Annotated in this window: 16 protein-coding genes; 6 read left to right on the top strand and 10 right to left on the bottom strand. The window is 46.2% G+C overall.

The window, feature by feature from the left end; all coding sequences use genetic code 11:
- Positions 1–11: 11 nt before the first annotated feature.
- Positions 12–275, bottom strand: a complete 264-nt coding sequence (locus tag KY305_RS00165) for a YuzI family membrane protein (RefSeq protein WP_223060842.1) — start codon at positions 273–275, stop codon at positions 12–14.
- A 125-nt stretch (positions 276–400) separates the two neighbouring features.
- Here KY305_RS00165 and KY305_RS00170 point away from each other — a divergent pair, with 125 nt between their 5' ends.
- Positions 401–655: a protein mistic gene (locus KY305_RS00170; RefSeq protein WP_223060843.1), complete on the top strand. Its 255-nt coding sequence runs from the start codon at positions 401–403 to the stop codon at positions 653–655.
- Positions 652–1,638 (top strand): potassium channel family protein, encoded by a 987-nt coding sequence (locus KY305_RS00175; protein WP_223060844.1) that lies wholly within the window; start codon positions 652–654, stop codon positions 1,636–1,638. The genes KY305_RS00170 and KY305_RS00175 overlap by 4 nt, the downstream gene beginning before the upstream one ends.
- Here the strand turns inward: KY305_RS00175 and KY305_RS00180 are convergent.
- The 5 genes from KY305_RS00180 to KY305_RS00200 form a co-directional block, all read right to left on the bottom strand.
- A complete protein-coding gene (locus KY305_RS00180) occupies positions 1,635–2,039 on the bottom strand; it encodes a YugN-like family protein (RefSeq protein ID WP_223060845.1) in 405 nt (134 codons plus the stop codon). The genes KY305_RS00175 and KY305_RS00180 overlap by 4 nt on opposite strands.
- Positions 2,040–2,061: 22 nt before the next feature.
- Entirely contained in the window at positions 2,062–2,433 is a 372-nt protein-coding gene (locus tag KY305_RS00185) for a transporter (protein WP_223060846.1), read from the bottom strand.
- Positions 2,434–2,500: 67 nt separating this feature from the next.
- Positions 2,501–3,853, bottom strand: coding sequence for a glucose-6-phosphate isomerase (locus KY305_RS00190; RefSeq protein ID WP_223060847.1), 1,353 nt, complete (start codon positions 3,851–3,853; stop codon positions 2,501–2,503).
- A gap of 129 nt (positions 3,854–3,982) precedes the next feature.
- The gene (locus tag KY305_RS00195) at positions 3,983–5,155 is read right to left on the bottom strand and encodes an iron-containing alcohol dehydrogenase (protein ID WP_223060848.1); all 1,173 of its coding nucleotides are present in this window, start codon (positions 5,153–5,155) and stop codon (positions 3,983–3,985) included.
- Positions 5,156–5,238: 83 nt separating this feature from the next.
- Positions 5,239–6,402 carry an iron-containing alcohol dehydrogenase gene (locus KY305_RS00200; protein WP_223060849.1) on the bottom strand — a complete coding sequence of 388 codons (1,164 nt, stop codon included), beginning with the start codon at positions 6,400–6,402 and terminating at the stop codon, positions 5,239–5,241.
- A 134-nt stretch (positions 6,403–6,536) separates the two neighbouring features.
- On the opposite strand from KY305_RS00200, the gene KY305_RS00205 reads away from it, so the two are divergent.
- On the top strand, positions 6,537–6,773 hold the full coding sequence (locus KY305_RS00205) for a DUF378 domain-containing protein (RefSeq protein WP_214803554.1): 237 nt from the start codon (positions 6,537–6,539) through the stop codon (positions 6,771–6,773).
- Positions 6,774–6,818: 45 nt separating this feature from the next.
- Here KY305_RS00205 and yugI read toward each other — a convergent pair whose 3' ends face one another.
- The 3 genes from yugI to KY305_RS00220 all read right to left on the bottom strand — a co-directional run bounded on the left by yugI (position 6,819) and on the right by KY305_RS00220 (position 9,078).
- On the bottom strand, positions 6,819–7,211 hold the full coding sequence (gene yugI / locus KY305_RS00210; RefSeq protein ID WP_214803551.1) for a S1 domain-containing post-transcriptional regulator GSP13: 393 nt from the start codon (positions 7,209–7,211) through the stop codon (positions 6,819–6,821).
- A gap of 196 nt (positions 7,212–7,407) precedes the next feature.
- Positions 7,408–8,577: an aminotransferase gene (locus tag KY305_RS00215; protein ID WP_223060850.1), complete on the bottom strand. Its 1,170-nt coding sequence runs from the start codon at positions 8,575–8,577 to the stop codon at positions 7,408–7,410.
- Positions 8,578–9,078: an Lrp/AsnC family transcriptional regulator gene (locus KY305_RS00220; protein ID WP_223060851.1), complete on the bottom strand. Its 501-nt coding sequence runs from the start codon at positions 9,076–9,078 to the stop codon at positions 8,578–8,580.
- Between the two features lie 151 nt (positions 9,079–9,229).
- Between KY305_RS00220 and KY305_RS00225 the strand changes: the two genes are divergently transcribed.
- A complete protein-coding gene (locus tag KY305_RS00225) occupies positions 9,230–10,051 on the top strand; it encodes an alpha/beta fold hydrolase (RefSeq protein WP_223060852.1) in 822 nt (273 codons plus the stop codon).
- A gap of 23 nt (positions 10,052–10,074) precedes the next feature.
- Here KY305_RS00225 and KY305_RS00230 read toward each other — a convergent pair whose 3' ends face one another.
- Positions 10,075–10,335: a DUF1871 family protein gene (locus KY305_RS00230; RefSeq protein WP_214803542.1), complete on the bottom strand. Its 261-nt coding sequence runs from the start codon at positions 10,333–10,335 to the stop codon at positions 10,075–10,077.
- Between the two features lie 86 nt (positions 10,336–10,421).
- Between KY305_RS00230 and KY305_RS00235 the strand changes: the two genes are divergently transcribed.
- Positions 10,422–11,585, top strand: coding sequence for a MalY/PatB family protein (locus KY305_RS00235; protein ID WP_223060853.1), 1,164 nt, complete (start codon positions 10,422–10,424; stop codon positions 11,583–11,585).
- A gap of 123 nt (positions 11,586–11,708) precedes the next feature.
- A complete protein-coding gene (locus KY305_RS00240) occupies positions 11,709–12,995 on the top strand; it encodes a sensor histidine kinase (RefSeq protein ID WP_223060854.1) in 1,287 nt (428 codons plus the stop codon).
- Positions 12,996–13,000 lie beyond the last annotated feature (5 nt).

The following is a 13,000-nucleotide window of genomic DNA, read 5'->3' on the forward strand; positions in this document are numbered from 1 at the left end:
CTGCTTATACATTATTCTAAAGAATGTTCCCTATCCTGTACAGAAATCCGCTTCTTTTTTCTGACAGGAATCAAGCCTCCCGCCAGTATACAAAAGACGCCGGCCAGCGCTAAATAAAACGGAAGCGTCCCTATCACGCTCTTCACAAAAACAGGCCATGAAAAATCACCGGACATGTGGTTATATGCATTCAATTCAAAAATTAGAAGCACGGCCGCCGAAGCGAGCAGCTGCGCTCCGGCCAGCGCTGCCGCGGCCTTTTCAATGACTGTCATCTGCCCCACCCTTTTCGGTCCGCTTTCTTTAGCATATGAAAAAAAACGGCTGAATATGTTTTCACCGATTTCCGAAAGACAAACTGGGACATACTGTATAAAAAAAGACACAGGTGTGATACATCATGAAAGTGACAAACGGAGAGAAAGAACAGCTGAGCACTGCCATAGACCGCATGAATGAGGGGCTTGACGTCTTTATCCAGCTTTATAATGAATCTGAAATCGACGAGCCTCTCATTCAATTTGAAGATGAAACTGCCGAACTCGTGAAACAGGCGCGTCATTTATACGGCCAAGAAAAGCTGAACGAAAAATTAAACGCCATTATTAAACAAATTTTATCCATTTCGCTGTCGGAAGAAGAGCAGGACAAATGAAGTCGAACCGCGTTCTCATTTCTTGGCTGCGATGGCCGCTGTATATCCGTATCGGATTGATCATTATTGCCTTGATTTTATTGTTTGGACAGTTGATTTACATATTGGAGCCGAAGCAGTTTCCATCTGTTTTTGAAGGGATTTGGTGGGCGGTCATCACGGTATCCACGGTCGGCTATGGAGATTATGTCCCGAAAACTCCTCTCGGAAAGATCGCCGGTATGGTGCTTGTGTTAAGCGGCGCGAGTTTTGTGACCGCGTATTTCGCCACGCTTGCCACAGCCGCATTCAGAAAGCAGCACCGCTATGTGGAGGGGAAGGTCGCCTTTAAAGGCCGGGAGCACGTGATTATTATCGGATGGAACGAGAAGTCCAATATGCTGCTGGAGGAGCTCCAGCGGGCAGCGCCGTCAAAAACCGTCGTATTGATTGATGATTCATTACGAGAGGGCCCTCTCATTGAAAATGTCCATTTTATTCGCGGCCATGCGGCTGATGACAGCACATTGAACAGGGCCAATATTGCCGCCGCGGATACCGTCATCCTGACAGCCGACCAGGAAAAAAATGAAGCGGAGGCTGATATGCTTTCCGTATTAACGCTGCTCGCCATCAAGGGGCTGAATCCGTCCGTTTACTGCATCACGGAGATTCTGACGGAACGGTATGTAAAAAATGCAGAGCGCGCCGGAGCCAACAAAATCATCGGCACGTCACGCCTTTTAAGCCGGGTGATGTTTGAGCATTATCGGGTAAAGCTGCAGCTGGCTGAGCCGCAAACGCTGTCTGATTTGACGTTGGAAAAAAAGGTCCGCATCATTCCCGTTCCTGATGATCTAAAGGATAAGTCCTATCATGACTGTGTGCTCTATTTTCTCAAACGGAATACGACGATTATCGGCATTCAAAAAGAGGAGGGGCCGATGCTTACCCCTCCTCTTTCATATCAAGTGCTCAGTTCAGATTTATTTTTGGCGCTTTAATGCAAAAGGACGTCTTCCAGCTCTTTAACGAGCGATACGCCGATATCTGCATATGAACGGTCAATTTCCGCATCGCGTTTTTCCGGCTCAGAAAATTGCTGGAATAACGATTCAAAAACACCGCCGCCGGCGAAGTCATCCGTATGTTTCTGATACACATGCCGCAGCAAAAAAGGCGTGCCGATGGTGACGGCGGCGCCACGCTCATCAAGCCGGCCCTTATTTGCTTCAACGGGGATTCGCAAAAATAAATAGCCGTGATTATCGTCAATCTTGTAATCGAAGAACCCCCGTTCGTACTCCCAGCCGCCGCCGATTACATAACCCATCGGTTTCATGGCCTGTTCCAGTTCGCGGAGTAAAAAAGAGTGGCCCTCAAGTGAAGATGGTATGCTGATCATGGTTCATATGCTCCTTTTTTCTTTATCGTCCCCGCTCCGCTCCATCTTCATACGGCTTAAGGGCAGAATCCGGCGGGACGGCCGTATCACCAGAACGCGTCATAAAGGAAATCGCGCATTCGATTAGAAAATACGTAAAGAGAGCCGCTAAAGAGCCTGCTTGCGCGCTTGATGAGAAAAAGAAAACGGCGGAATACAAACCGAACTTCGTGATAAGAGAGTGCATACGGCCCAGCTTCAGCTTCAGCCGAACCGCATCTGTAAAGAGGCCAAGGGGAAAGGCGAGCAAAAGGATGGTCTGCAGGAAGATAGCGGGAGAGGGACTTATAACCAGATAGAAAACGGCGGCAGAACAGGCGGAAATGACGGCGTGCTTCCAAACATTTCGTTTCAATTCATGATCACACCCTTCACGTTTGAAAAAGGCTGACCCGTTACATTAGCGGGCCAGCCTTTTATTTTTATTTCTCGAGGCGTTTTTCAAGCTCTGCTTTTTTCTCTTCAAAACCCGGTTTGCCGAGAAGTGCGAACATATTCACCTTATACGCTTCAACACCCGGCTGGTCAAACGGATTGACGCCGAGCAAATAGCCGCTCATCGCTACAGCTTTTTCAAAGAAATACACGAGGTATCCAAATGTATATGCGTTAAGCTCCGGAATGTTGACGATTAAGTTAGGCACTTTTCCGTCCGTGTGGGCAAGCATCGTGCCTTGGAACGCTTTTTTATTGACGAAATCGACTGTTTTTCCGGCTAAGTAGTTCAGGCCGTCAAGATCATTTTCCGCTTCCTCAATTGTCAGCTCATGCTTCGGCTTTTCAACATTTAATACGGTTTCAAACAGATCCCGTCTGCCTTCTTGCACGTATTGGCCGAGTGAGTGAAGATCAGTTGAGAAATTAGCGGAAGAAGGGTAAATGCCTTTTTCGTCTTTTCCTTCACTTTCACCGAAGAGCTGCTTCCACCATTCCGCAAAATATTGCAGCGCCGGTTCATAGTTGATCAGCATCTCAATGGTTCTGCCTTTATTGTAAAGGACGTTGCGGACGACGGCGTATTGGTAAGCGGCATTTTCTTCTAATTCTGAGCTTGAGAAGTCTTTGCTCGCATCAAAAGCACCTTTCATCATCTCATCAATATCAGCTCCGCTGACCGCAATCGGCAGAAGACCTACCGCAGTCAGAACGGAGAAACGGCCGCCTACATCATCAGGAATCACAAATGATTCGAAGCCTTCTTCATTAGAAAGCGTCTTTAAAGCGCCGCGCTCTTTATCAGTTGTTGCATAAATCCGCGCTTTCGCTTCTTCTTTCCCGTATTTTTCTTCAAGCAGCTTGCGGAAAATACGGAAAGCGATTGCAGGTTCCGTTGTCGTTCCTGACTTAGAAATGACATTAATGGAGAAATCCGCGTCTTCTAAGAGATCCATAACATCCTTCATATAAGTCGAGCTGATATTGTTGCCGATGAAGATGACTTGCGGATTTTTTCGTTTGTCTTTCGGCAGGATATTATAAAAAGAGTGGTTAAGCGCTTCAATTGCAGCACGGGCGCCCAAATATGAACCGCCGATTCCTACGACGAGAAGCACGTCTGAGTCTGACTTGATTTTTTCAGCGGCTTTTTTGATGCGCGCGAATTCATCTTTATCGTAATGTTCAGGGAGGTCCACCCAGCCTAAAAAGTCGCTTCCTGCGCCTGTTTTTTCATGGATATTATGGTGTGCCGTTTTTACGAAATCACGTACATATGTAAGTTCATGTTCATTGAAAAAAGGTAACGCTCTTGAGTAATCAAAGCGTACATGCGTCATTTGCTTGTCCCTCCATAACGGTGAATTGTTTTCTCTATCACTTTATATGAACTTTTCCGCTAAATCAAGTCATCAAGAAGGCCGGGTGAACACGATCTCTTTCGCATTCACTCCGGCCGGGGATTTATGTTACAGGGACGCCTTCAAAATCGCAAGGACGTCATCTTTATTCAGCTTTCTGAAGTTGCCGAAGCCGCCGTGTTCCATTTCTTTTGCGGCAATATCTGCAATCAGTTCAAGTTTTTCTTCGCCGATGTCATAATCCGCAAGACGGGACGGTGCGCCAAGGCTTGTCCAGAATGCGGACAGTTTGTCGATACCCTCCAGCACGATTTCTTTATCGGTTTTGCCTTCTGTTTCAATGTCAAACATGTTCAGCATGAGCGCTTTGAAACGGCCGACATTTTGGTCAATGGTGTATCTCATCCAGTTCGGGAAGAGAATCGCCAGGCCGCCTGCGTGCGGGATATCATAAACCGCTGACACGGCGTGTTCCATCGTATGAGATGCCCAGTCGCCGAAGTAGCCCATTTGCAGGGTGCCGTTTAAAGCGATTGTTCCAGCGTATAAAATCGTTTCACGGTGTTTGTAGTTCTCCAGGTCTTCAAGCAGCTTCGGAGCTGTTTCGATGACCGTCTGGAGTACAGCAAAACACATTCTGTCTTGCAGCGGCGTGTTTTCAACATTGTGGAAATACTGTTCAAATACGTGGCTCATCATGTCCACCATGCCGTATACCGTTTGATTTTCGGGAACGCTGAACGTATTCTCCGGATCTAAAATAGAAAAACGGGGATGAGTGACATCGCTGCCCCATACGAATTTTTCGTTTGTTTCCCAATTGGTGATCACGGAATCCGGGTTCATTTCTGAGCCGGTTGCCGCGAGCGTCAGCACCGTGCCGAACGGCAGTGCGTCTTTCGCTGTCACTTTTTTGCTGTAGATATCCCATGCATCGCCGTCATATTTCGCTCCGGCTGCAATCGCTTTTGTACAATCAATAACGCTTCCCCCGCCAACGGCAAGAAGAAAATCGATCTCATGCTGTCTGCACAGTTCAATTCCTTTGTTAACCGTTGCCAGACGAGGGTTCGGTTCTACTCCTGCAAGCTCATAGACATTAGCGCCCTCTTCTTTTAATATGCCCGTTACTTGATCAAACAGGCCGTTTCGTTTAATACTGCCGCCGCCGTATACAAGCAGGACGTTTTTTCCGTATTGCTTCAGCTCTTTCTTTAATTGTTCGATTTGCCCTTTGCCGAAAATCAGCTTTGTCGGGTTGTAGTACGTAAAATTCTCCATTTTTGATGACCTCCAAAAAAACGTAAGGGGATTACTATAACATAGAAAAAAAGGAGCTGCCAACTTGGCGCCCCCCTTTTTTATTACAATGATGCTTTTAAGATCGCAAGCACATCTTCTTTTTGCAATGATTTGAACTGGCCGAAAACGCCGTTAGCCATCGCTTTATCAGCAATCGTATCCAGCTTTTCATCAGAAATGTCATAATCAGCGAGTTTGTTCGGAGCGCCGAGGCTCGTCCAGAACGCCGAAAGCTTGTCAATTCCTTCACGCGCGATTTCCTCGTCTGTTTTTCCTGCTTCGTCAATATCGAAGACACGGACGGCAAGCTGCTTAAAGCGGGCAGGATTTTCTTTCAGCACGTGTCTCATCCAATTCGGGAACAGAATCGCAAGACCCCCCGCGTGCGGAATATCATAAACCGCTGACACCGCATGCTCGATATTATGAGTCGCCCAGTCGCCTCTTGCGCCCATTGAGAGCATGCCGTTTAAGGCAATGGTGCCTGTATATAAAATGGTCTCACGCAATTCATAGTTTTCCAGATCATTGATCAGCTTAGGCGCTGTTTCAATGACTGTGCGCAGAAGAGATTCACACATCCGGTCCTGATACGGGGTATTTGATGTGTGATGGAAATATTGTTCAAACACGTGGCTCATCATATCAACCATGCCGTAGATCGTATGGTCTTTCGGAACCGTAAACGTATTGACGGGATCAAGAATAGAAAATTTCGGATAAACAAGGGGGCTGCCCCATCCGTATTTTTCATTCGTTTCCCAGTTTGTAATAACGGAGCCGGCATTCATCTCTGAACCCGTTGCCGCTAATGTCAAGACCGTTCCAAACGGAAGAGCTTCAGCTGGCTGATGTTTTTTGGTGACGATATCCCAAGCGTCGCCGTCATATTTTGCGCCTGCTGCAATGGCTTTCGTACAGTCAATGACACTTCCTCCGCCGACAGCCAGAAGGAAATCAATATTTTGTTCCTTACAGATAGCGGCACCTTTATTAACTGTTGCAACGCGCGGATTCGGTTCAACCCCGGCAAGCTCATGAACGTTAACGTCTGCTTTTTTCAGAAGCTCTGTCACCTGATCGTAAAGGCCGCTTCGCTTAATGCTTCCCCCGCCGTACACGAGCAGTACGTTTTTTCCGTATGGCTTGATTTCTTCAGGGAGCTTTTCAACTTCTCCCTTTCCGAAAATCAGCTTTGTCGGATTCCAATATGTAAAGTTCTGCATGATATCTCCTCCTTGGTCTACATTATGCAGGATGTCGCTTTTTACTGTAAAGTAATCAGCTTTTTGCATGCATAGTTTCTCCAGTTTGTCACAATCTATAACTGTTTCACGAATTCATAGAGGAGGTTGTTTACATGAGTGCTATTCAGAGAATCTGTCTCGTTTTAACGATTATCGGCGCTATCAACTGGGGACTGATCGGTTTTTTTCAATTTGATTTAGTGGCAGCCATCTTCGGCGGCCAAGGGTCAGCTCTGTCGCGGATTATTTACGGTCTGGTGGGCATCGCCGGATTAATCAATCTCGGCCTGCTGTTTAAACCGAACGAGGAAACGTCACGCGAGGAAGCAACGAAGCCTGAAATGAGATAGACATAAAAAAGCACCGAACATACATATCCGGTGCTTTTTTCGTGTTTATTTTTTGATAAGATCTTTGCGGTTTGACTGTTCAATCCACTCTTCAAGCTTATCTTTTAATGTGTTGAAACCTTGCGGAGCAGAAGCTTCTTCAGAAACATGAGCCGCTTTCGGTTTTCTTGGTTTGCTTTCTTTTCTTTCTGGCGCCGCTTGAGTCGCACGGATAGAAAGGCTGATTTTTCCTTTTTCTTCGTCAACTGCAAGTACTTTTACTTGTACTTCGTCACCGATTGAAAGGTGCTCGTTAATGTCTTTTACGAAACCGTGAGTGACTTCAGAAATGTGCACAAGTCCTTGAGTTTCTTCATCTAATGCAACAAACGCACCATACGCTTGTAATCCTGTTACCTTACCAGTGTAAACACTGCCCACTTCAAATTTTGCTGCCATTCATAACAACTCCTAAGTTAAATTAAATACAGTTTATACGCAATTTAAAATTATATCATACAAGTTTCATTTTCGCAAAGAGAACTTTTTTAAAAATGCAGGTTTAGCCGCAAAAAAAGAGGGTATACTATATTTACCGAAGGCTTTCTAGTATTCCCCCCCTTTATTTGGATGCGAACTGAGTTCGTATCTTTTTTTATGCTCTTTTATCGACAAACCGTTTGATTCTGACAAGCGCTTCCTGGATCTGTTCAATTGAAGTCGCATACGAACATCTGATATATCCCTCACCGCTCGGGCCAAACACGTTTCCCGGAACGACGGCTACCTTTTCCTCAATAAGAAGCTCTTCTGCGAATTGCTCTGAGCTCATTCCCGTAGATTGAATTGAAGGAAACGCATAAAATGCGCCGCCCGGATGATGGCAGCTGAGACCGACTTCATTTAACGTTTCCACAATCAAATTGCGCCGTCTCCGGTAGCTTTTTTTCATTCTTTCGACATCTTCTTGGCCGTTTTTCAGCCCTTCAAGCGCAGCGTATTGCGCCATCGACGGCGCGCACATCATAGCGTGCTGATGAATTTTCAGCATCGCGTCCCTGATAACCGGCGGCGCCGCTGTAAAACCGAGCCTCCATCCAGTCATCGCAAATGCTTTGGAGAACCCGGAAATAAGGATCGTCCGTTCCTTCATATCCGCAAGAGCCCCCATACTCGTAAATTGTTCATCATACGTCAACTCGGCATAGATTTCATCGGCAATCACAATAATGTCGTGTTTTTTAGCAAAAGCTGCAATGGATTCAAGCTCTTCTTTCGTATAGACAGAACCCGTCGGATTAGACGGCGAGCAAAGCAGCACAGCCTTTGTTTTTTCTGTTAATGCCGCTTTGAAATCCTGAGCGGACGCTTTAAAGCCTTTATCGGCCGTTGTATGAATCGGTACCGGTATTCCTCCCGTCAGCGTTACGAGTGATTCATAAGCCACAAAACACGGTTCAGGAATTAATATTTCCTCTCCCGGATTCATAATGGCGCGAATGGCGAGATCAAGCGCCTGGCTGGCCCCTACGGTAACAATCAGTTCATGATCCGGAGAATAATAAAGGCCGAACCGCTGCTCCAAATAACGGCTGATTTCTTCCCTTAATTCATACAGTCCCGCATTGGCCGTATAAGCCGTGTAGCCCTGTTCCAAAGAAAGAATGCTCGCTTCCCTGACGTTCCAAGCCGTTACAAAATCAGGCTCTCCCACGCCTAAAGAGATGACGCCTTCCCTCGTAGCCGCCAAATCAAAAAACTTGCGGATGCCTGACGGTTTAATTTGCTGCACATAATCAGATAAATAAGAAGTCTTCGTTTCCATTTACGGAGACACCACGATTCTTTTGTCATCGTCTCCTGTTTCGAAGACCTTGCCGTCATGCTTGTATTTTTTCAGGATAAAGTGGGTTGTCGTAGAGACGACGGAATCAAGCGCAGACAGCTTTTCCGATACGAAACGTGCCACGTCTGACATGGTGTTGCCGCGAATGACGACAGAGAGATCGTACACCCCTGACATCAGGTAAACGGATTCGACTTCCTGGAACCGGTAAATCCGTTCGGCCACCTCGTCAAAACCGACATTTCGTTTCGGCGTCACCTTTACATCAATCATAGCCGTCACGCCCTCAAGGCCGTCGACTTTGCGCCAGTCGATCATAGCCGCATAATCAATGATGACTTTTTCCTTTTCAAGCTTATCAATAATACTTTTTACTTCATCGGCCGGGATGTCCGCCATTTTTGAAATCGTTTCCGCATCAACGCGGCTGTTTTCGTCTAAAATTTCTAATATTTCTGTTTCTTTTTCGGTCAGCTTCATATGTTTCACACCTTTGCATTATCAAAAATCTTCATGACATTATATCACGATTTTCGACAAATGCTAAGAAAAACACGGAGAAAACCTAAGCTAAAATATGACAATCATAAAAGCACGGCTGTGACTGACAGAAAGGATGGCGAAAACCCTCATGGAAGCTGTTTCACCAATCAAACGGCTCGCAATTCACGGAGTTGAATTATATTACGAGCACTATGAAAATCCCGGCAAACAAACGCTCGTCTGCGTCCACGGCTTTTTATCTTCCGCCTTCAGCTTCAGAAAGCTGATACCAATGCTTCGGAAGCAATACGAGATTATCGCAGTCGATTTGCCTCCTTTCGGCCAATCGGAAAAATCGCGTACATTCATATATACGTACACGAATCTTGCTAAGCTCTTGATCGGCCTTTTGGAAAAGCTGAACATCAGCAAAGCGGCACTCATCGGTCATTCAATGGGAGGTCAGATTTGCTTATCGGCTGCTCTGTTAAAGCCCGCGCTTTTTTCCAAAGTCGTTCTGCTATGCAGCTCCGGATATTTAAAACGCTCGCATCCGTCGATCATTTTCGGAACGCACCTTCCTTGCTTTCATCTTTATATTAAGTATTGGCTTTCAAAAGAAGGTGTGCTGAAAAACCTGCTGAATGTGGTGCACGATCAGAATCTTATCGACCAGGAAATGATTGACGGATATGAAAAACCATTTACAGACAGCCGCATTTTTAAAGCCATGACAAGGTTCATCAGGCACAGGGAGGGCGACTTGCAGCCTGACGAATTGAGAAGGATAGAAAAGCCCGCATTGTTAATATGGGGAGAAGAAGACCGCGTCGTTCCGTTCTCAGTGGGGAAACGGCTTCATCGCGATCTGCCGGATTCGATCCTGTATTCTCTTAAGGAAACCGGGCATCTTGTGCCTGAAGAACGGCCGGAGTTCGTCTCCGAACGCATTTTGGAATTTATTGATTAAAAAAACCGGCGCTATGCCGGTTTTTAAGGGGTGCAGGAGCTGCTTTCTTTTACGAGCAAAAGCTTTTCAGCCGTCTGAAGACAGCTTGCAATCGGAAGCTTTTGTTCAAAAGAAGCCTCGAAGATATCCTGAATGGCTTCAGCCAGTTCATCGGCACGGTCTTTATCATAGACGGCCTGCACAACATCGACGGCTTCTGTCTCATAAAATTCTTCTCCATATTGAAACGGGTCCCACTTGGCAATGATTTTTATCATTTCCATGACCGCTTGGCTTTCTTCCATATTCATCACCGCTTATAATAAAGTTTGCAAGTCTATTTTATCATAGATACGCTCTGAAAAATAATCATACTACAGGAGTGACATACATGAACTTTGACCTTCGAGAAAACCGCCTTGGCACAAAATCGGTGAAATGGGACAAGGCGGAGGCGTTATTCGGCGTATCCGACGCTCTGCCGATGTGGGTGGCCGATATGGATTTTCGCGCTCCCGAAGCGATAACCGAGGCTTTAAAAGAACGCCTTGACCACGGCATATTCGGTTACACATCTCCTGACATAAATACGAAAGAAGCCGTCGCTTCATGGTTTGAAACACGGCACGGCTTCCGGCCCGATCCCGCAAGCATTACGTTCAGCCCCGGGGTTGTAACGGCGATCAGCATGGCCATTCAAGCCTTTACTGAACCGGGCGATCCGGTTTTGATCCAATCACCGGTCTATACGCCTTTTTATCAAATGACAAAGGAAAATGAACGGCAGGTTTTACATAATCCTTTACGGGAGGAAAACGGGATCTATCATATGGACTTTGAGGATCTTGAGAAAAAACTGAGCGATCCTGGGGTCAAGCTGATGATTCTCTGCAACCCACACAACCCATCAGGCAGATCATGGAGCCGGGACGAGCTTCTCCAGCTCGGTACGCTGTGCGCCGCTCATGACGTCACCGTTGTTTCTGATGAAATTCATTCCGACTTGATGCTGTACGGCAGGAAGCATACGCCTTTTGCTTCTCTTTCTGAGGAATTTGCGCGGATTTCCATCACTTGTGCCGCGCCAAGCAAGACGTTTAATATTGCCGGCATCCAGGCATCGGCGATCATCATTCCGGACCGGTATAAACGCGCGAAATTTTCCAGCGTTATGCATCGGAACGGAATTTCCGACCTCAACGCGTTTGCCGTTGCAGCGATTGAAGCGGCTTATACAAAGGGCGGCCCTTGGCTTGACGCGCTGCTGCCTTATCTTGAGCGGAATATCGATATGGTTCAGACCTTTTTACGGGACGAATTGCCGCAGGTCCGTATGATGAAGCCCGATGCTTCTTATTTAATATGGATGGATTTCAGCGGATGCGAACTGTCAGACGCGGAGCTCAAAGAAAGAATGCTGAAAAAAGGGAAAATCATTTTAGAGCCGGGAACAAAATACGGCCCGGGCGGCGAAGGTTTTATGAGGCTGAATGTCGGCTGTTCGGCAGCCGCTGTAAAAGAGGGCCTTTCAAGAATCAAAGCCGCTTTAGCGTAATACAGATGGAGAACGCCCTTATCAATAGAGATAAGGGCGTTCGTTTTAGAGAATTTATATCTTTTTTTGATTCCAAAGATGTTATAATAGATTCATATTTTTACATGAAAGGATTTCGCACAAATGGAAATTGTAAAAGATTACTTGCTTCATTTCTCTTTTATTTTATTCCCTATTTTTCTTTATCAAGTCATCTGGCTCAGTAAACCTTCTTTACATGTGCCGAGAGCAAACCGTCTGCTGGTTGCCGCATTTGCAGCCTCTTCTTCTTTATTATGTATAGTGTATCCGATTCAGGAATTGCATGCCGTCCGATACGGTCTGCAGCTCATTCCCATTGTGGTTTGTCTGCTTTATGCCGGCACAGCCGCAGGACTTGCCGCAGGTGCAGCATCCGTTTGTTTTCAGCTTATATTTTTCGAACCTTCTGCCCTTTTTTTCTTATCAGTGCTTCCTTTTCTCATGATGATCTCTATACGGCTCCAAACAAAATGGCCCTTTCTCTCAAAACAGAAGAAACTGCTTCTCGCGCTTCTCATCGGCTGCTGGGAAATCACCTTATCAACCGCATCTGTCTTCACTTATTCCGCAACCAATATTCTCAATTTTCAAAATCCGTATACAGTTTATTATGAGGCGGCGATATCAGTGTTTTTCCAAATCAGTGCGCTTTTGCTGTGCATTTATTTGATTGAGAGCATTAATGAGAATACGTCGATGCAGACGAGGCTGATACACTCAGAAAAAATGGCCGTCGTCAGCGAGCTTGCCGCAAGCGTGGCCCATGAAGTCCGCAATCCGCTCACGGTCGTCAGGGGTTTTATTCAGCTTCTTTTCAGCGGCGAACACATTCAAGACAAATCAAGCGCCGGTTATCAAAAGCTCGTTCTGTCTGAACTGGATCGCGCCCAGACGATTATTACAAATTATCTTGATATGGCGAAGCAGGATGATTATGAAAAACAAATTTTTGATATGTCACTGCTGGTAAAGGAGACCGGTTCACTGATGGAGTCTTACGCGAATTTTAAATCGGTGACAGTCAATGTTCACAGCGAGCCGGACTTATATGTGCAAGGAGATGTAAAAAAACTGAAACAAGCCCTGATTAACCTGATAAAAAACAGCATTGAAGCCGTGCCGGCTGAAAACGGCAGAATTGAGGTCTCCGCCCAAAAACACCAGCAGATGATCCACATCCAGATAACAGATAACGGAATCGGCATGTCCGATGAGGAGCTGCAACAAATCGGCAAGCCGTATTACACCCTGAAAACGAACGGAACGGGGCTCGGGCTCACTGTGACATTCTCCATCATTGAACATCATGAAGGCTCCGTGTTATTCACAAGCGGCAAGCGTTCCGGCACAACGGCCTCTGTTCAGCTCCCGGCAGCTTCTCCTCACTAGCCATT

Origin of the sequence: Bacillus sp. YC2 (assembly GCF_019891195.1) — a bacterium.
Classification (GTDB): Bacteria; Bacillota; Bacilli; order Bacillales; family Bacillaceae; genus Bacillus.

Bases quoted from the DNA above. Each gene is read 5' to 3' on its own strand.
- KY305_RS00165 (WP_223060842.1), bottom strand. From the start codon at position 275: ATGACAGTCATTGAAAAGGCCGCGGCAGCGCTGGCCGGAGCGCAGCTG.
- KY305_RS00170 (WP_223060843.1), top strand. From the start codon at position 401: ATGAAAGTGACAAACGGAGAGAAAGAACAGCTGAGCACTGCCATAGAC.
- KY305_RS00175 (WP_223060844.1), top strand. From the start codon at position 652: ATGAAGTCGAACCGCGTTCTCATTTCTTGGCTGCGATGGCCGCTGTAT.
- KY305_RS00180 (WP_223060845.1), bottom strand. From the start codon at position 2,039: ATGATCAGCATACCATCTTCACTTGAGGGCCACTCTTTTTTACTCCGC.
- KY305_RS00190 (WP_223060847.1), bottom strand. From the start codon at position 3,853: ATGACGCATGTACGCTTTGATTACTCAAGAGCGTTACCTTTTTTCAAT.
- KY305_RS00195 (WP_223060848.1), bottom strand. From the start codon at position 5,155: ATGGAGAATTTTACGTACTACAACCCGACAAAGCTGATTTTCGGCAAA.
- KY305_RS00200 (WP_223060849.1), bottom strand. From the start codon at position 6,402: ATGCAGAACTTTACATATTGGAATCCGACAAAGCTGATTTTCGGAAAG.
- KY305_RS00205 (WP_214803554.1), top strand. From the start codon at position 6,537: ATGAGTGCTATTCAGAGAATCTGTCTCGTTTTAACGATTATCGGCGCT.
- yugI (WP_214803551.1), bottom strand. From the start codon at position 7,211: ATGGCAGCAAAATTTGAAGTGGGCAGTGTTTACACTGGTAAGGTAACA.
- KY305_RS00215 (WP_223060850.1), bottom strand. From the start codon at position 8,577: ATGGAAACGAAGACTTCTTATTTATCTGATTATGTGCAGCAAATTAAA.
- KY305_RS00220 (WP_223060851.1), bottom strand. From the start codon at position 9,078: ATGAAGCTGACCGAAAAAGAAACAGAAATATTAGAAATTTTAGACGAA.
- KY305_RS00225 (WP_223060852.1), top strand. From the start codon at position 9,230: ATGGAAGCTGTTTCACCAATCAAACGGCTCGCAATTCACGGAGTTGAA.
- KY305_RS00230 (WP_214803542.1), bottom strand. From the start codon at position 10,335: ATGGAAGAAAGCCAAGCGGTCATGGAAATGATAAAAATCATTGCCAAG.
- KY305_RS00235 (WP_223060853.1), top strand. From the start codon at position 10,422: ATGAACTTTGACCTTCGAGAAAACCGCCTTGGCACAAAATCGGTGAAA.
- KY305_RS00240 (WP_223060854.1), top strand. From the start codon at position 11,709: ATGGAAATTGTAAAAGATTACTTGCTTCATTTCTCTTTTATTTTATTC.